The 17,131-nt window shown below is 44.8% G+C and carries 18 protein-coding genes; 8 read left to right on the top strand and 10 right to left on the bottom strand.

The annotated features are described in order from the left end of the window. Positions 1-3: 3 nt before the first annotated feature. Positions 4-1,344 carry a Na(+)-translocating NADH-quinone reductase subunit A gene (locus tag R8O10_RS13775; RefSeq protein ID WP_005380264.1) on the bottom strand — a complete coding sequence of 447 codons (1,341 nt, stop codon included), beginning with the start codon at positions 1,342-1,344 and terminating at the stop codon, positions 4-6. A 473-nt stretch (positions 1,345-1,817) separates the two neighbouring features. Further along, a complete protein-coding gene (gene bolA, locus R8O10_RS13780; protein WP_005380262.1) occupies positions 1,818-2,126 on the bottom strand; it encodes a transcriptional regulator BolA in 309 nt (102 codons plus the stop codon). A 243-nt stretch (positions 2,127-2,369) separates the two neighbouring features. On the opposite strand from bolA, the gene R8O10_RS13785 reads away from it, so the two are divergent. From R8O10_RS13785 to R8O10_RS13800, 4 genes are all read left to right on the top strand, one after another. Next, positions 2,370-3,524 (top strand): methyltransferase, encoded by a 1,155-nt coding sequence (locus R8O10_RS13785; RefSeq protein ID WP_005380260.1) that lies wholly within the window; start codon positions 2,370-2,372, stop codon positions 3,522-3,524. A 32-nt stretch (positions 3,525-3,556) separates the two neighbouring features. After that, positions 3,557-4,126: a YajG family lipoprotein gene (locus R8O10_RS13790; protein WP_005380259.1), complete on the top strand. Its 570-nt coding sequence runs from the start codon at positions 3,557-3,559 to the stop codon at positions 4,124-4,126. Beyond that, complete coding sequence (locus tag R8O10_RS13795) at positions 4,126-4,671, top strand: peptidylprolyl isomerase (protein WP_005380258.1); 546 nt, start codon at positions 4,126-4,128, stop codon at positions 4,669-4,671. The genes R8O10_RS13790 and R8O10_RS13795 overlap by 1 nt, the downstream gene beginning before the upstream one ends. Positions 4,672-4,742: 71 nt before the next feature. Further along, positions 4,743-6,095 carry an AmpG family muropeptide MFS transporter gene (locus R8O10_RS13800; protein WP_318191479.1) on the top strand — a complete coding sequence of 451 codons (1,353 nt, stop codon included), beginning with the start codon at positions 4,743-4,745 and terminating at the stop codon, positions 6,093-6,095. Between the two features lie 63 nt (positions 6,096-6,158). Here R8O10_RS13800 and R8O10_RS13805 read toward each other — a convergent pair whose 3' ends face one another. The 4 genes from R8O10_RS13805 to R8O10_RS13820 are packed head-to-tail and all read right to left on the bottom strand — an operon-like array spanning position 6,159 to position 9,395. Beyond that, positions 6,159-6,818 (bottom strand): ChrR family anti-sigma-E factor, encoded by a 660-nt coding sequence (locus tag R8O10_RS13805; RefSeq protein ID WP_005380256.1) that lies wholly within the window; start codon positions 6,816-6,818, stop codon positions 6,159-6,161. Further along, complete coding sequence (locus R8O10_RS13810; protein WP_005380255.1) at positions 6,815-7,399, bottom strand: RNA polymerase sigma factor; 585 nt, start codon at positions 7,397-7,399, stop codon at positions 6,815-6,817. The genes R8O10_RS13805 and R8O10_RS13810 overlap by 4 nt, the downstream gene beginning before the upstream one ends. 44 nt (positions 7,400-7,443) lie before the next feature. Next, on the bottom strand, positions 7,444-8,802 hold the full coding sequence (locus R8O10_RS13815; RefSeq protein WP_318191480.1) for a DUF4397 domain-containing protein: 1,359 nt from the start codon (positions 8,800-8,802) through the stop codon (positions 7,444-7,446). Beyond that, entirely contained in the window at positions 8,799-9,395 is a 597-nt protein-coding gene (locus R8O10_RS13820; RefSeq protein WP_017636020.1) for an LON peptidase substrate-binding domain-containing protein, read from the bottom strand. Before R8O10_RS13820 ends, R8O10_RS13815 begins: the two co-directional genes overlap by 4 nt. Before the next feature lie 323 nt (positions 9,396-9,718). Here R8O10_RS13820 and R8O10_RS13825 point away from each other — a divergent pair, with 323 nt between their 5' ends. From R8O10_RS13825 to csdA, 4 genes are all read left to right on the top strand, one after another. Beyond that, positions 9,719-10,564, top strand: a complete 846-nt coding sequence (locus R8O10_RS13825) for an outer membrane protein OmpK (protein WP_005391741.1) — start codon at positions 9,719-9,721, stop codon at positions 10,562-10,564. Positions 10,565-10,672: 108 nt separating this feature from the next. Then, positions 10,673-11,563: a 2-dehydropantoate 2-reductase gene (gene panE / locus R8O10_RS13830; RefSeq protein ID WP_318191481.1), complete on the top strand. Its 891-nt coding sequence runs from the start codon at positions 10,673-10,675 to the stop codon at positions 11,561-11,563. After that, positions 11,560-12,159 (top strand): DJ-1 family glyoxalase III, encoded by a 600-nt coding sequence (locus R8O10_RS13835; RefSeq protein ID WP_006742560.1) that lies wholly within the window; start codon positions 11,560-11,562, stop codon positions 12,157-12,159. The genes panE and R8O10_RS13835 overlap by 4 nt, the downstream gene beginning before the upstream one ends. Continuing rightward, positions 12,159-13,370, top strand: coding sequence for a cysteine desulfurase CsdA (gene csdA, locus R8O10_RS13840; RefSeq protein ID WP_318191482.1), 1,212 nt, complete (start codon positions 12,159-12,161; stop codon positions 13,368-13,370). Before R8O10_RS13835 ends, csdA begins: the two co-directional genes overlap by 1 nt. A gap of 33 nt (positions 13,371-13,403) precedes the next feature. On the opposite strand, the gene R8O10_RS13845 is transcribed toward csdA, so the two are convergent. The 4 genes from R8O10_RS13845 to mltA all read right to left on the bottom strand — a co-directional run bounded on the left by R8O10_RS13845 (position 13,404) and on the right by mltA (position 17,094). Next, on the bottom strand, positions 13,404-14,324 hold the full coding sequence (locus R8O10_RS13845) for a GGDEF domain-containing protein (protein ID WP_262639978.1): 921 nt from the start codon (positions 14,322-14,324) through the stop codon (positions 13,404-13,406). A gap of 309 nt (positions 14,325-14,633) precedes the next feature. Further along, positions 14,634-15,062 (bottom strand): cysteine desulfurase sulfur acceptor subunit CsdE, encoded by a 429-nt coding sequence (gene csdE / locus R8O10_RS13850; RefSeq protein ID WP_005380244.1) that lies wholly within the window; start codon positions 15,060-15,062, stop codon positions 14,634-14,636. Between the two features lie 19 nt (positions 15,063-15,081). Then, positions 15,082-15,891: a tRNA cyclic N6-threonylcarbamoyladenosine(37) synthase TcdA gene (gene tcdA / locus R8O10_RS13855; RefSeq protein ID WP_005380241.1), complete on the bottom strand. Its 810-nt coding sequence runs from the start codon at positions 15,889-15,891 to the stop codon at positions 15,082-15,084. 99 nt (positions 15,892-15,990) lie between these two features. Beyond that, positions 15,991-17,094 carry a murein transglycosylase A gene (gene mltA, locus R8O10_RS13860; protein WP_318191483.1) on the bottom strand — a complete coding sequence of 368 codons (1,104 nt, stop codon included), beginning with the start codon at positions 17,092-17,094 and terminating at the stop codon, positions 15,991-15,993. Between the last annotated feature and the right edge of the window lie 37 nt (positions 17,095-17,131).

Below are 17,131 nucleotides of genomic sequence, written 5' to 3' on the forward strand. Positions count from 1 at the left end.
AAATTACCCTTCCTTCTCGATAGTATCTAGGCATTCACGAAGTAACGTACCGTACTCGTACTTACCTGGACATACAAAGGTACACAATGCTAGATCTTCTTCATCCAGTTCAAGCGCACCCAGTGCTTGAGCACTGTCTGTGTCGCCGGCACACAGATCACGAAGCAGCAAAGTAGGCTCCATATCTAGAGGCATTACGCGTTCGTAGTTGCCAATTGGAACCATTGAACGATCACTACCATTGGTCGTCGTTGTCATATTGAACAACTGACCTTTGAATACGTGACCAAGGAAAGAGCGAGTTACCGAGAACTTATTCTTACCAGGCATTGCCCAGCCAAATAGTTCTTTTTCACGGCCTTCACGTAATACAGAAACCTGTTGATGGTAACGGCCAAGGTATGCGTGTGGACCAGTTGCATGTGTACCTGTTAGTACTGAACCAGAGATCACACGAACTTCGCCAGGCATCAGCTCGTTATCTGTTAGGTCATCTAAGCTTGCACCCATTACGGTACGAACTAGACGAGGGTTATTCACAACTGGGCCAGCTAGAGACACAACACGATCTGTGCATAGCTCACCAGTTAGGAACAGCTTACCGAACGCGATAACGTCTTGGTAGTTGATGCTCCATGCCACATTCTCTGCATTTACTGGGTATAGGAAATGCATGTGGGTGCCAGCAAGACCTGCTGGGTGAGGGCCATCGAAGACGTGTTCTTCTACGTTAGACTGTGAAGAGCGTGGCAAGCTAGTGCCAGATTTACATACGTAAACCTTGCCTTCTGTCAGGGCTGAAAGAATGTCTAGACCAGCAATGAATGCTTCTTGTTGCTCATTAATGATCAACTCAGGCTTAGCTGCTAGTGGATTAGTATCCATTGCAGTTACGAAAATAGCCTTAGTAGAAGACTCGATTGCAGGAACCTTGCTAAACGGACGAGTACGTAAAGCGGTCCATAAGCCAGAGTCAACCAACTGAGTCTTGATCACTTCACGATCTAGACCTGAAAGTTGAGCGGCTTCGAACTTATCAAATGTCACCTGCTCTTCACCTGCCACTTCAATCACTACAGATTGAAGGACACGTTTAGCGCCACGGTTAACTTCGATCACTTTACCGGCTGCTGGTGCAGTAAATTTCACGCCTGGGTTCTTTTTATCTTCAAAAAGAACTTGCGCTTTTTTCACTTCATCACCAACGCGGACATGCATGGTAGGTCGCATGCCAACGTACTCTTCGCCAAGCAAGGCGACTTTTTTGATGGTCTTACCATCATTAATCACCTGGGATGGAGTTCCTGCGATAGGAAGATCCAAGCCCTTCTTTATTGTAATCATACGCACTTGCACTACTTTTATCGGGAAAAAGATTCTTTTGATTGCGTAACTTTTAGACACGACATCAGTGTCCGGTTTTGATGTTGTTTTAAACATCAAAATCGCAACATCCTATTAAAAATCTCGTCACAAGGAATACGCGAGATTTATCAGGTGCCGTAGTCTAGCATTTTTTAGGAACTTGATGCCATGATCAATCATTAGAATAGAGGGGTTATTTCGGTAGAATCAGGTCTAAAAGGTCAAAGAATAGTCATAACTTTGACCCATCGCACAAATGCCATATTCCATACATATCTTATGGAAAAGTGATATTCATCGCCTGAAATATTCTGCAATTTCCATTCATTTGTTGAAACACTGTTAACACATTTTTTAACCAGAATTTGTGCCACGTTAACGTCCCTAAAGAATGTAAAACGAAAAAAGATGGCCTTAAGCCACCTTTCTCTGCACCTTTATATCTTGCGTTTTTAGTGACCGCCACCCATACACATCGGGCTATCAGGGGCGCCATCTTGTTCACGCTTCCACTCTTCATCAGTGTATGTATGAATAGCTAATGCATGAATGTGGTTGTCCAGTTCATCTGCCAAAATTTGATGAACTTGACGATGGCGCCCAATCAAACGCTGTCCCGCGAACGAATCACTCACAACAATCACTTTGAAATGACTCTCTGAGCCTGGTGGCACATTATGCATGTAGCTCTCATTAATGACTTTGAGATAGCTGGGTTGCAGCTCACTGTGTAGTTTCTTCTCTATGATTTCTTGGATCATATTCGTTCCTCATTGATGCGAATTCCATAAGTATATACCTAAGTAAAGCAGACATGCATCACTCAAACGTCACTCTCATTATTGACGCACTTTGTAGACATATTGTCTCAAGGCGCTTGACTCCACGAACATGTCTAAAGAGCAGCCATCACTGAACTCGTAAAATTTGACAGCTTTTTGTATCTCGACACGTCATCATTTGCGACAATAACACTTAATTTCTAAATCAACTTACATTTAGCTATGAAAACCGAACTGAACCTTCACGAGCGAAGCTTAACACTTCATCGTTTCCCAAAACGTAGTAACGAAACGCTACAAGCGTGGGATGCCGGTGATGAGTATCTTATTAATCATGTTGAAGAGCTTGCTTTGCCAGACAATCAAAACATCCTCGTGATTAATGACAGCTTTGGTGCCCTCTCCTGCTGGTTTTCGGAAAAGCACCATGTAACGCTAATGAGTGATTCATTCATCTCACATAAAGGTGCACAGCAAAATCTCGAGCAAAACCAGTGCAATAAAGTAGCGTTTGCCACCACGATGGACCTCGTTCCTGCCAATATTGATCTCGTCTTGCTGCAACTGCCCAAAAGTAACCGCCATCTAGTGTGGATACTAAGCCAATTAAGAAAGGCGCTACCGGCTTCCTGCCCCGTCATTGCAGTCAATAAAGCGAAAGACATTCATACTTCGACGCTAAAACTGTTTGAAAAATACTTAGGCGAAACAAAAACATCTTTGGCCTGGAAAAAGCACAGATTGGTGTTTTCTCAAGCAACAGTTGAGCCTACGATTGAAGTAATGCCTTTCACGACTTGGCGCGTTGATGGCGAAGATATCGAACTCAAGAACATGCCAAATGTCTATTCAGGAGAAAGTTTAGATTTAGGTGCACGCTTTATGCTGCAGCACCTGCCTCAAGACCCTTCAATAGACAATGTCATCGACCTCGGCTGCGGCAATGGTGTTCTGTCTGTTAAATTTGGTCAGTTGAATCCAAATGCTCGGCTAACATGTGTTGATGAAAGCTTTATGGCGCTTGAGTCGGCAAAACAGAACCTACGCGACAACCTTGGTGAAAATAGAGACATACAGTGCATAGCGAACAATTGCTTGGACGGTTTTAAACACAGCAGCAGCTCTATGGTTATGTGTAATCCACCGTTTCATCAACAACAGGCAATCACCGATCATATTGCTTGGCAAATGTTCTGCGATGCTAAACAAGTATTAAGTGAAAATGGCCGTTTACTGGTTATCGGAAATCGTCACCTCGGGTACGACGCAAAACTCAAACGTCTGTTTGGCGATAAAAATGTGAAACTTATCGCTTCCAACAATAAGTTTGTGATTTTACAGGCTACAAAAAATCCTGCTAAATTAAGCGCAAAATAAGCTTTAGCAAAATAGTTAAAAGGAATAATAAAATGAGAAAATTGGTACTTGCGGCTTCGGTTGCGTTGCTTGCTGCGTGTTCAGCCCCTCAACAACCTCAGCTGAACCTGATGCCAGAAAGCACATTGAGCACCAATCCAATTGTTCAAGGCAAGACTTACAGTTTGACCAGCAAAGATGTACGTGCAGCGCAGTACGTGGCGTTGGTGGATAACGGCCGTTCGAACATTCTTCCTCTTCATGCTAAACAGAATTTACGTATTGCGTTAGAAGAAGCATTAGAGAAGCAATTCTCATCTCAAGGTTTCCATGCGGATCTAAACAGCAACAACGCGATTGAATTGAGCGTTCAAGAAGCGTTGGTCAACGTGAAGCATTCGGTGATGGAAAATGAGATGGATGCTAAAGTTGTGCTGGAAATCACAGCAGAGACACCTGAGGGCAAGCTAGTCAAAACTTATACAGGTACAGCAAAGCGATCTGGCACATTGAGTGCTTCTGATGCCGATATTGAAGAGACATTGAATGATGTGGTGACATTGACGCTTAAAGAGATTGCCAATGACCCTGAGCTTCGTCAATACATGCAGGAGCGTTTCTAATGTTACGCAAAGCGATTCTGTCCTTAGCACTACTCAGCTGCAGCGTTTGGGCTGGACCAAAAGTAGCGTTTGAAACGACACTTGGTTCATTTACGGTTGAGTTAAACGAAGAGAAAGCACCTATCACTGTCGCTAATTTTCTAAAATATGTAGAAGATGGGAGCTACGAGGGTACTATTTTTCATCGTATTATCCCAGGCTTCATGGCACAAGGTGGCGGCTTTAACCAAGATATGCAGATGGTGAAAACATACGCGCCAATCAAAAACGAAGGAAATAATGGTCTAAACAATGACCGTGCTACCATCGCCATGGCACGAACCAATGCACCAAACTCTGCAACTCGTCAGTTTTTCGTCAACTTAGTCGACAATGACTTTCTCAACTATGGCGCTCGACCACCAGGTTATGCTGTATTTGGTGAGGTTACTGAGGGGTTCGACGTTATCCAGAAAATGGCTCAGCAGCCGACCACGACGGTAGGCCGAATGCGTGATGTACCAGAGACGCAAATCGTCATCACCAAAGCTACACTACTTAAATAGCCAAAACGATAAGCCCTTTGAATAATCGAAGGGCTTTCTCTTTCAACGGCTTCATTTTATTGGATTGATTTATGTCTTCATTACCTTCCATCACTTGGTTGGAAACGGTAAAAAGTTACCTCGATAAACGACTCATGTGGGTTTTCATGCTGGGCTGCTCTAGCGGCTTTCCGTGGGTTCTTATCGGTTCAAACATGTCAGGTTGGCTAAAAGATGCCGGCTTGACCCTCTCCGCAATTGGCTATTTTGGTAGCGTTTTTGCGGTCTATGCGATCAACTTTCTGTGGGCACCTCTGGTTGACCGCGTGAAGCTGCCAGTCCTCTTTAGACTGCTGGGGCAAAGACGTAGCTGGATTTTCTTTTGTCAAAGTATCGTACTCGTCGCTACCCTATTTATTGCCGGTGTTAATCCAGCGGAAAACTTGGTGTTTGCGTCACTACTCGCCTTGTGTATTGCAACGGCTTCAGCGACACAAGACATCGCAATTGATGCTTTTCGTATTGATACTTTCCCAAAGTCAGAAGAGTCTAAACTGCCTCAAGCTTCTGCAATGGCGGTCATTGGCTGGTGGACAGGTTATTCACTACCGGGTTATTTAGCGTTTGTTAATGCTGACAGTGTCGGTTGGAGTGGTGTGTATTACGGGATGGCGGTGATAGTCGGCATTCTAATGGTCTTTACGATTTTAGTCGGTGAACCTAAGACTCAACGCGAACAACTTCAGTCTGCCGCTGAACAACGCCACAAAGAAGTGGTTGGTTCGAAAGTCGTAGCTTGGTTTACCGTGACTGTTGTGGAACCTTTCCTTGATTTCTTTAATCGCAATGGTGTCCGTGTCGCGATTACTCTGTTGCTGTTCGTTTTCCTATTTAAAATTGGCGAAGCGTTTTTGGGCAGGATGTCGATCGCGTTCTACAAAGATATTGGTTTTAGCAATGAACAAATTGGCTATTACTCCAAACTGATTGGTTGGGGAGCCACCATCTTCTTTACTTTTGTCGGAAGCATGTTCAACGTTAGGTTTGGTATTGTACGTGGATTAATGATCGGTGGTATTGCTATGTCTGCCAGTAACTTGATGTTTGCTTGGATTGCTTCGGTAGGCCCAAACGAGCACTTGTACTTAGCCACGATTATTGTCGATAACTTTACGACTGCTTTCTCAACTGTCGCTTTTGTTTCATTTTTGACGATTCTAACCGGACAAGCATTTTCGGCAACTCAGTATGCGTTGCTTGCTTCTCTAGGAAACTTCGGACGGACGACTCTTGCTTCTTTCAGTGGCGAGCTAGTGGATTATCTTAATGATTGGAGCACATTCTTCGTGCTTACCGCTGTCATGGTCGTGCCAAGCTTGATTATGTTGTACTCGCTACGACATTACTTTGATGCTCTATTGGAAAAAGCACGTCACAAGCATTAACGAAACATATAAAAAACCACCGAATTCGGTGGTTTTTGTTTTGCGAGATATAAGATAAGAGGTCTATGGGTATAACCCTTTACCAAACATATTAAATATACGTGCCACGCCTTGAGTAAAGATCATCGGCTCAGTCAATACGGTTAAACACAAGCAGTCTTCTCCGGCCTTAGTGTAAGGGCTGTGCTTCACTGATGCGTCTCTAATCATCAAATCGCCCTCTTCATATTGGCCATCCTCGTCACTAAATCCGCCATGCAGGATCAATGTAGACTCCAGGCCTTTGTGCGTATGTTGAGGAATTTGCACATCTTCCCCGATGTACATTAAGCTGACACGAGCGTCTTCCCCTAGGTCAATCTGAGCACTAAAAACCTTGCCTCCGTAACTTCTCCATGACCCTACGAGGTCAGAGAAACGCGCTAGAGTTTTAGGAAGAGCGAAACTTTTTCCTGCGACATTAACAGCAGCAGAGTCGCGGATCACGATATTATCAGTCGCTGGCTCCGCATTGATGATGTCATTAAACATGTCGTCAAATTCAGAAACATACTCAGAAGGTATGTCACTTACGATGTTCGCTTGACTTGCTTCGACTTGGTTCACATAAGCTCGGCACTTGGTGCATGTTTCTAAATGGGTTGCGACCACAAGACCAGAAACCGCATCAATGCTTCCCGAAGCGTATGCTTCTAACAAGCTGTTATCTGGGTGTTTGTTCATAGTTGCTCCGTATGCATTGAATGCCTTAGCTTTTCTACTGCAAGCCTCAGCCTGGATTTTACAGTACCGAGGGGTATATCAAATAATTCCGCGACCTGTTGATGAGGTAGCTCTTCAAGATATACCGCTTGTAAAACATCTCTCTGGTTTTTCGGTAATATATCTAAAAACTTAACCACCTGTTCTTTCAACATATCTTGTTCTGGTGAATAGTGATCAACAAGATCAGGTGGATAATACTCTGACGGCCAAATGTCATCAGAATGAATGTGTAATTCCTTACCTTTCTGTTTTCTCAGCAAATCAAAACAAAGGTTTCGGATTATGGTATATATCCAAGTCGATAACGCGCTCTTTTCACCATCATAGAGGTGCGCTTTCTGCCAAACTGTCGCCATGGTCTCTTGCACCATCTCCATAGCAACTTGCTCATTACCAACATGTTTGTAAGCGAATTGCTTCAGCTTGGGTGCGTAAAAACGGAATACAAAAGCGAACGCATCTTTGTCTCGAGCCTTCACTTTATCCATGTAATCGTTCCAATCACTGCGCCCCAGTTTTTTCGGGCTATCACTCATCATAATCGGCCTTAATTTGTGGGAGGAGTCTCCTCCTCCCATTCGTCCTAATCGGTCACGTCATCGACCAACAAGTTGAAACCACCGTTGTTCCCATCATCAATGGCAACGACTTGGTACACAACACCGTTCATTACATTTACTGGTGCTGAGTCAACCGCAACAATACTTGGGTTACCAGCCACTGTTACCGTTACATAATATGTACCTTCAGCGACATATAATCCTTGTACGCTATTTTTATACGCAAAATTAGCAATAGTTGGATCACTTCCATCTATTCCTGCACTCGTAGTGAGGTAAATATCCACCATTTCCGCTATAGGATTAGCCGCAGCGTGTGTCACATTCAATGTCGCGCTAGTCGCCACAGCGCGTCTCATATCTTCAACAACCAGAGCTTCGATATCAATCGCTGGGCTAACAACACCGACTGCATAAACACTGTAATCCATTCCACCTGCAACCATTAACCCGTCAACATCTATGATCGGATTGGTTGTTGTGCCATCCACGTAAACGTCAATATCGTAAGCGCCAGCAGCAAGATCCAAATAACCACGAATCTCTTTGAACGCTAAGTCGACAAGAGGAGCGAAGGCCGCCCCGTTAACGTTAACATCGACGACTGGCGCTCCATCGACAAGGTGTCCGACTCTTACTTCAGCTTGGCTGCCCATATCTTCAATTATAGAAGAGCCCGAACCGTCCAACACCAAGAGTTTGACAGGTGACGTGCTATTCGAATCTCCTGTGCCGATAGCGGCAATCGTCAAGTTGGAGTTAGCCGCAAGAGATACTTTGCCCGAGTCAAAAGCAACGCTGTCTCCTACGGCAAGTCGAACTTGATACTCACCAGCTGGGATGTTCAATACGTCGGTAGAAGCTTTGTAAGCAAGGTTAGTTATTGGAGTCGCGCTAGCAAGAGCAGCACCTGGCTCAGTGACATAAAGATCAACAGCAGGAACGCCTGAAGCTGCATGAACAACTTGAACATCTAAACTATTGGCATCAGCCATTGAATCGGAGCTGCGAGTCACAACTAAAGGCTCAACTGGGTTTGGCGAACCATCGGCATCGCCAACAACGAACACGTTATAATTGAGGTCGGAATCAAGATCTAGTTCTGTTTTAGGTATTACGGTCGCGGTTTCATTACCTGGGAGCTGAACATCGACCTGAATCGAATTCATCCCCTCTCGCAATTTAACGTAGCCAGATCCCACACCATAATCAACATTCGTTAATGATGGTTTATCGTTGATCCACACATTTGCGAGCGGCGCATCAGAAGACGCGTGCACTGCTTGTAAATTGGAATACTCGATAGTGTCACTGTCGGAGCCACACGCCGCCAGTCCTAATGTCGCAACAATAGTTAGCGCAGCTTTATTAAATCCTTTCATATCCTTGCCTCTTTGTTAGTCGGGGCTTCTATGGCTTCTGTCAGAAATTGCAACGCAGGAATACAGTCCTCTGCGCCGACTAGCTGTTCGAACAGATTGCAGTCTAGGGGTAGTAACTCAAGCCAACGCTGAGTAACCCAAGCAGAGTCATCGTAAAAACGATGCTGGTAGAGGCTTCCAAGTTGAGGAAACTCTTCATAAACATGGGATAACTGCTGGCTTAAAAAGAAGAAATCTGGTGAGTTGTCTAGATGTTGCCAATTGTCTAACCATTCAACCTCTGCATGACGTAAGCCATCCGCATCTGCACGGACGCGTTTGACAACAAAGCGTTGCTCACCAGCAACTGTAATACCAAGAAGGCCATCACTGAGTGTTTCAAAATCAACGATCCTGACCAAAGTTCCGATAGATGAAACGTTACCCACGTCTTTAGGGTCACCTTCACTTCCTACTAGGCAAACTCCAAAGCCCACATTTTGTAGGCTGCATTCCTTTACCATTCGCTTATATCGTGGCTCAAAAATGCGCAGATTCATTTTACCTTCAGGGAGTACAACTGAAGTGAGTGGGAATAACATGACTTCTTTCATTCAAACGTCCTCTTTGATTCACGGATACATACGAATCCCTTATCACTCCGATCACTAACGATTTATGTTGGTTAATCGACTGGCTTAAAAAGTCATAAAATCGCTTACGCAAACGATCCAAATCACATATTTATTGCAATCAAATGCAACAAACAAAAAGTTCCGTAAATAAAGATAATTTCGTGACGCAACTCACCAAAAACGTTCAATTTTGCACCCTTTATCACTTTCATTTGGGATTTTTATCGCTATTATTCCCGCCAATTGGAAAGCGCAGCATAGATTGCGTGTTCTGAATCATTACAAACATAGAGAGTCCCCTTATGCGTAAATCACTTTTAGCTCTTAGCCTTCTAGCGGCTACTTCAGCTCCAGTTATGGCGGCAGATTACTCTGACGGCGATATCCACAAAAACGATTACAAGTGGATGCAGTTCAACTACATGTACTCAATTGATGAAATGCCACGAGTTAAAGGCGCTGACGACAACGCTCACGATTACCTAGAAATGGAATTTGGCGGTCGCTCTGGTATTTTCGACCTATACGGTTACGTAGACGTATTTAACCTAGCGACTAAAGATAACCAAGATAAGTCAATTGAGAACGGCGCTCCTGACAAGATGTTCATGAAATTTGCACCACGTATGTCTCTAGATGCAGTAACTGGTAAAGACCTATCTTTCGGTCCAGTTCAAGAGCTATACATTGCATCTCTAATGGAATGGGGCGGTAACAACGGTGGCGTAAACAACCAGAAAATCGGTTTAGGTTCTGATGTAATGGTTCCTTGGTTAGGTAAAATCGGCCTAAACCTGTACAGCACTTACGATGGCAACAACAAAGGTTGGAACGGTTTCCAAATCTCGACTAACTGGTTCAAACCATTCTACTTCTTCGACAATGGTTCATTCATTTCTTACCAAGGTTACATTGATTACCAATTCGGTATGGATGATGATGCTGGTAACAAATTTGGTACTACCGCGTCAAACGGTGGTGCAATGTTCAACGGCATTTACTGGCACTCAGATCGCTTCGCGGTTGGTTACGGCCTGAAAGCATACAAAGAAGTATATGGCGTAAAAGACGGTCTACAAGTCGCTCCAGGTGTTGAGCTAGAATCGACTGGTGTAAGTCACTACCTAGCTGTAACTTACAAGTTCTAATTGAACCACTAAGTTTGCTCAAAAATGGCGCCTTTCGGCGCCATTTTTATTTGCTTTCCTTTTTTCCCTCATTATCCTTGCAGCAAACCTTTTTAATGAGAGCGTTTGGTGAATATCCTTATCCTCGGTCCAGGTGCGGTGGGCTCACTCTGGGCAACAAAATTTAAGCTTGCCGGACACAATGTTTCATTGTGGGGAAGAAGTTCAGAGAGACAACAATCACTTCAGTTGGATGACACACCCGCAACCGTATTCAGTAATCAAGATATTTCCTCCGTAAATAAAGCGGATCTCATTTTGATCACGGTAAAAGTTTGGCAAGTGGAAGACGCCATTCAGCCTTTACTGCCTCATATCAACGCAGACACGATTATCATGCTGATGCACAATGGTATGGGTACCGCCTTTGGCGTGGAGAAGGCTCTGCCAAACAATCCGATAGTGCTCGCCACAACGACGCACGGCGCATACAAACCAGATAACCAACACGTACTGCATACCGGTCACGGAACAACGCAAGTGGGTGGTTATAATGACAAAGGAATGCTGTGCGCTTTTCTGCAAGATGTTGTGCATCATGCCCTTCCAGAGGCCATTTGGAATCCACACATCCAATCTGCGTTATGGACTAAGTTAGCAATTAACTGCGCGATTAACCCACTGACTGCGATTCACCAGTGTAAGAATGGTGAGCTTGCGCAGCCCGAGTTTAAGATACAACTTGAAAGCATCACTCAAGAACTGGTTGAAGTAATGAGTAAAGAAGGTATTGCTATCGAGTTTCGCTCTCTTTTCGATACGGTAATGCAAGTGGTGAACGCCACAGCTGAGAACTATTCTTCAATGAGACAAGACGTATTCCATCAGCGTCGAACGGAAATTGATTTTATAACCGGATACCTGTTAAAGGCTGCCGAGAAACATCGCATCAATACGCCTGAGAATTTAAAACTTTACCAACGCATCAAACAAATAGAACAAAGCTGGACAGAACAATGAGTAAGAAAATCTTAGTGCCAATCGCTCCGGGCACCGAAGAAATGGAAGCCGTCACCGTTATCGACATGATGGTTCGCGCGGGTTATGACGTTACGGTAGCGAGTGCTGCTTTTGATGGCTCATTGACGATGAAAGCTTCTCGCGGAGTCACACTAACAGCCGATTGTAAACTGGTCGATATCGCTGATGATGAGTTTGACGCCATAGCGCTTTCTGGTGGTGTTGGTGGTGCAGAAATTTTTCGTGATAGCACGGTGATGATAGAAATCCTTAAGCAGCACATCTACGAGGGAAAATTGGTCGCTGCTATCTGCGCAGCACCAGCGTTGGTATTGCAACACCATGATCTTTTCCCACAATCACTGATGACCTGTCACCCGAGCTTTCAGTCACATATCCCGGAAGAGAAGTGGCGCAGCAAACGCGTGACCTTTGATATCAACCACAACCTGATCACTAGTCAAGGTCCGGGTACAGCTTTAGAGTTCGCGATGGAAGTAATCATTCAACTCTCAGGTAAAAAACACGCATGGTCAGTTGCTGAACCAATGATCCCTCTGCCTACTCTGCACTACCACAAGCTTGGTGAAGAATAATGTTTGACGTAAATGCTGTACGTGAGCAATTTCCCGCTCTAAATCAATCCGTCAACGATACGCCCTTAGTGTATCTAGATAGCGCAGCGACAACGCAAAAACCGCAATGTGTGATTGATGTCATCAGTCATTACTACAGTGCGCAAAATGCCAATGTTCACCGTGGCAGTCATAGTTTAACGGCTAATGCCACCAGCCAATTTGAAGCGGCACGAGAACGAGTGGCAAACTTTATTGGTGCAAACAGCTCTAAAGAGATCATTTGGACACGGGGCGCAACCGAAGCACTGAACTTAATTGCTCAGACTTACGCCCGCAGCACGTTACAACCGGGTGATGAGATCTTGATTAGCGAGATGGAGCACCACGCTAACATCGTGCCTTGGCAAATCGTGGCAGAGCAAACGGGCGCCAAAGTCATAAAAGTTCCAATGACATCAGATTGCCAGTTCGACATCAGCGCATTTAAGGTGCTTCTGTCTGACCGCTGTAAAATTGTTGCTTGCGCACAAATAACCAACGTAACAGGCACACGCCAACCTATCGAAAAAATCACTGAACTGGCGCACAACGTTGGCGCGGTTATTGTAGTTGATGGCGCGCAAGGCATCGTACATGAGCAACTTGATTTATCGACATCAGATATCGATTTCTACGTTTTCTCAGGTCACAAACTTTATGCACCAGCAGGCATTGGGGTTTTATACGGCAAGCTTGAACTTTTGGAAGCCATGCCACCATGGCACGGCGGCGGTAAAATGGTTGAACGCGTTTCTTTCGGAAAAACGACGTTTTCTGCACTTCCTGGAAAATTTGAAGCGGGCACACCAAACGTTGCGGGCGCGATTGCTCTAGCGAAAGCCATTGAGTGGTACCAAGGTTTTGACCATCACGAAGTAGAGACTCATCTCCATGCGCTTCAGGATAAGGCCTACCAAGCACTAAGCGCTTTGGATGACATTCATATTCTAGGCTATCAACCGAATGCCTCTGTACTGACGTTCGTCATGGACGGCGTTCATCACCAAGATATTGCGACGCTGCTCGATCAACAAGGCATTGCGGTACGAGCAGGACACCACTGCGCTCACCCATTGATGGATGCGCTAAATGTGAAAGGCACGGTACGCGTCTCTTTTGGTATTTATAACACGACGAACGATGTGGAAAGACTCATCGCCGCAGTAGAAAAAGCCGTCGACATGCTATAACGCCAACGGTTTGATTTGGAGTAACCAACAAGGTTACTCCATCTGCCTATCCAGAGTCGCCACGCAATTTCTGCCATTTCTTTTCGCAGCATAAAGCGCTTTATCTGCATGCGCATACAAACGTTTGGTGGTTTCATTTCTGCCTATTTCCACCACGCCTACACTCACCGTGACCGGAATTTCAATCTTTTCAAATTCGAACTGACAATTTTGAATGTGGGAACGTACTTCCTCTCCTACCTCTTTCGCCGCCGACAGAGAAGTTTCTGGCAAAATAATCGCAAACTCCTCCCCTCCGACTCTTGCGAAAATTTCATCTTTGACGAGTAAGTGAGAAACCAAATCAGCTAACGTTTCTAAGACATGGTCTCCCGCATCATGACCACGTTTATCATTGATGACTTTAAAAAAGTCCAAATCAAACAATAACAACGCGGAGTGATAGTTCGGCTCTTGAGCTTTAATGACCTCTTCTGTGAGCTTTTCGAAAAAAACACGTCGGTTGTAGATATTGGTGAGAGCATCTATTTGGCTTTGATGGCGAAGAAGGGTTTCAACTCGGTGGCGATTGGAGATGTTGCGTGTAAGAATAAGGACAACGCGACGACCCCGGTATTTTATAGCGAGTGGGCAGATCTTGCCTTCGTAGTATAGGTCGCCTCTTGGTCCACTGTTGGCATCTATTCCCTGAATGCTGTCGGCGCACATCTTGTACTCGATCGTCACAATACTGTCTTGTTTCAGTGATCGACTGATCTGCTCGATAAACCAGTCGGCTTTATCTTTTTCAAGTACGCTGTGAAGTGTCTTACCTATCAAATTGCTTCCATCGTGATAGGCTTTTTTATCTGTTCCTCCAAAAACATCAATATAGATACCATCTTCACTCAGAATAAAAGTGGGGTCTGGCATTCCGGATAACACGTCTTGCGCATGTTCCAAGGTGAATTGCATATAGGGAGGTTCCTAGCGTTTGTACCTAAATATCCCAATCGCCTCCAAATGCGTGTCAGCATTGGGGAACAGGAGCGAATGAGGCATATGTCTACTATCTAATATAGACAAATTTTAAATACAATTGAGTTTATAAAAACCAAGTGGGCAATATAATGAACCAGGATCAATAGAATGGTTAATTAACGCTAAAATAGTCGACCATTTGCATACTTTTTATCCATATGCAAAAAATATCTCAACTCAGATACAAAAAACGCCAAACAGCTAGGCTATTCGGCGTTTTTTAAGAGTTGGGAAAATGACTCGTTACACGGCGATTTGCTTAATCTGCTCTACAATAGCTTTCAAGCCATTACCACGTGACGGGCTTAAATGGGAGACAAGCCCCAGCTGATCAAAATAAGCATCAATATCAAATGCTTGAATTTGATCGGCCGTTTTACCGTCATAAGCTGCCATTACCAAGGCAATCAATCCACGGACGATACGCGCATCGGAGTCCGCACAAAAATGCCAAACGCCATCTTGCTCTTTGCTCACTAACCACACCAAGCTTTCACAACCCGAAACGGTAACTTGTTCTGATTTCAGCTCTTCTGGCATTTGTGGCAGCTTTTTACCCCACTGAATAACCTGACGGTAGCGATCTTCCCAGCCTTGAAATTGCTGCATAGTCGCTACAATGTCTTCGCTGGTGATATCTGTACCAAATGGAGAAACGGGAAAATCTGTCATGATGCGCTCTTCTTCTAGTTTACTTCTTATATTTTGAAATCAACTTCTCAACGATTCGCGATACCGCGACAAAGCCAAACGTTGCAGTTACAACAGTCGCCGCACCAAAACCGCTAGCACAATCCATACGTTTTGGGCCTTCCGCTGTCGACTTCACACCACACACTGAACCGTCTGCTTGAGGATACTTCAGCTGCTCGGTTGAAAACACGCAATCAATACCAAACTTACGAGCCGGATTCTTAGGGAAGTTATGATGACGACGCAAGGTGTCTTTGATTTTCTTCGCTAGAGGATCTTGGATCGTTTTCGTTAAATCAGCGACCATAATCTGCGTTGGGTCAACCTGACCACCAGCACCACCCGTGGTGATCACTTTGATCTTGTTGCTGCGGCAATACGCCAACAAAGACGCCTTCGCTTTTACGCTGTCAATCGCATCTAGCACGTAATCAAACTCTTTGCTTAAGTACTCATGTTGATTGTCTGGCGTGATGAAATCATCAATCAGATTGACTTTACACTCTGGGTTGATCAATTTGACACGCTCGGCCATCACTTCAATTTTGCTTTGGCCAACGGTGCCCGTCATCGCATGAATTTGGCGGTTAATGTTCGTGACACAAACATCATCCATATCAATCAGAGTCAACTCACCGATCCCAGTACGGGCCAGCGCTTCGACCGCCCATGAACCCACGCCACCAATACCAATAACACAAACGTGTGCAGCGCGAAGAATGTCCACTTCACTGTTGCCATAAAGACGACGAGTGCCGCCAAAGCGTTGATTGTAGCTGTCAGATGCTGGGGTATCGAGTTCACGCATATTGAAGTCCAGATGATCGATAGAAAAACAAAGAGTGCGATTTATACGCACTCTTTGATGAAATGTCTAGATAAGAGGCGGTTCCTCTTTCTTGGGTCGCTATTGTAGCTTTTCTGGCGGTAAAGCCCAAGGCGCTTGAGTTGGTGAGTTTTCCAGCCCAAGTTTCCAAACTCGACCAAAATGCTTGTAGTGCCCTGCTTCCGTTCCTGCTCTCGCACCAATGCCATGATACAGATCCAAATGGTTCTGTTTTACAGCACCACCAGTGTCTAAAACGATCAGCATTCGCAGTTGATGCGCACCACTCCACGTACCATCGGCATTCAGCAGTGGCACTTCCGCCAAGATTGGAGTCCCCATTGGTAAGATAGAACGGTCACCCGCGACCGCGGCCATTGACAACAAAGGAATACCAGCCGATCCCGTTACTGGCGCTTCCGCTTTTGGCGCAAAGAAGACGTAAGAAGGGTTTTGCTCCAACAACTCGCGTACTGTTGCGTCGTCGTTGTCCATTACCCACTCTTTAATCGCTTTGAGAGACATTTTTTCACGCGGCACTTCACCACGTTCAATCAAAATTCGGCCAATGCTGACGTAAGCTTTATTATTTTTCCCTGCGTACGCGAAGTACTCCAACGTATCATCATCTTCAAAATGCACATAGCCACTGCCCTGCACTTCCATCATAAACGGGTCAATACGATTAGGCGCATAACCTAGCACTAAACCTTGTCCATCTAGTGCTCCATTGTAGATCTCCGCGCGAGTCGGACAATCTGATGAGCAGTTTGGCTTGCCATAAACTGGGTACTTAAAAATGTCGTTTGGTGTATGACGCAGTTCCATCACGGGAGAGAAGTATCCGGTAAACAACACATTACCTTTTTTATCACCACCACCCAATTGCGCGGCTTGAATGCCAAACGCACTCAACGCACTGGTATCTCCGCTCTGTTGCGCCCACTCACTTAATCGTTGATATAGCGGTTGGTATATCTTCGCCATGGATGGTGACTTTATCACCACTTGCTCAGCTTGCTTGTTAAATTCAGTAAAATCGCGTGGTTTGTTAGACTCAACCACATCCACTTGATTGAGGATCTGAGGAAACTCACCATCAAGATATTGCTGAGCACGATCATTTTGTTGAGCACAGCCAAAGAGTAGGCTCAAAGAGATAATAGGAAGGAGTTTTTTTAACACGTGTCTTTTCCGTAAAAGAGAATAGCAAAAGGATGGC

This window comes from Vibrio sp. 1727 (genome assembly GCF_033344415.1).
GTDB lineage: Bacteria > Pseudomonadota > Gammaproteobacteria > Enterobacterales > Vibrionaceae > Vibrio > Vibrio alginolyticus.

Bases quoted from the DNA above. Each gene is read 5' to 3' on its own strand.
- csdA (WP_318191482.1), top strand. From the start codon at position 12,159: ATGTTTGACGTAAATGCTGTACGTGAGCAATTTCCCGCTCTAAATCAA.
- R8O10_RS13785 (WP_005380260.1), top strand. From the start codon at position 2,370: ATGAAAACCGAACTGAACCTTCACGAGCGAAGCTTAACACTTCATCGT.
- R8O10_RS13825 (WP_005391741.1), top strand. From the start codon at position 9,719: ATGCGTAAATCACTTTTAGCTCTTAGCCTTCTAGCGGCTACTTCAGCT.
- R8O10_RS13800 (WP_318191479.1), top strand. From the start codon at position 4,743: ATGTCTTCATTACCTTCCATCACTTGGTTGGAAACGGTAAAAAGTTAC.
- R8O10_RS13845 (WP_262639978.1), bottom strand. From the start codon at position 14,324: ATGCAATTCACCTTGGAACATGCGCAAGACGTGTTATCCGGAATGCCA.
- R8O10_RS13775 (WP_005380264.1), bottom strand. From the start codon at position 1,344: ATGATTACAATAAAGAAGGGCTTGGATCTTCCTATCGCAGGAACTCCA.
- R8O10_RS13810 (WP_005380255.1), bottom strand. From the start codon at position 7,399: ATGATGAGTGATAGCCCGAAAAAACTGGGGCGCAGTGATTGGAACGAT.
- tcdA (WP_005380241.1), bottom strand. From the start codon at position 15,891: ATGCGTGAACTCGATACCCCAGCATCTGACAGCTACAATCAACGCTTT.
- R8O10_RS13820 (WP_017636020.1), bottom strand. From the start codon at position 9,395: ATGAAAGAAGTCATGTTATTCCCACTCACTTCAGTTGTACTCCCTGAA.
- bolA (WP_005380262.1), bottom strand. From the start codon at position 2,126: ATGATCCAAGAAATCATAGAGAAGAAACTACACAGTGAGCTGCAACCC.
- R8O10_RS13835 (WP_006742560.1), top strand. From the start codon at position 11,560: ATGAGTAAGAAAATCTTAGTGCCAATCGCTCCGGGCACCGAAGAAATG.
- csdE (WP_005380244.1), bottom strand. From the start codon at position 15,062: ATGACAGATTTTCCCGTTTCTCCATTTGGTACAGATATCACCAGCGAA.
- R8O10_RS13795 (WP_005380258.1), top strand. From the start codon at position 4,126: ATGTTACGCAAAGCGATTCTGTCCTTAGCACTACTCAGCTGCAGCGTT.
- R8O10_RS13815 (WP_318191480.1), bottom strand. From the start codon at position 8,802: ATGAAAGGATTTAATAAAGCTGCGCTAACTATTGTTGCGACATTAGGA.
- R8O10_RS13790 (WP_005380259.1), top strand. From the start codon at position 3,557: ATGAGAAAATTGGTACTTGCGGCTTCGGTTGCGTTGCTTGCTGCGTGT.
- R8O10_RS13805 (WP_005380256.1), bottom strand. From the start codon at position 6,818: ATGAACAAACACCCAGATAACAGCTTGTTAGAAGCATACGCTTCGGGA.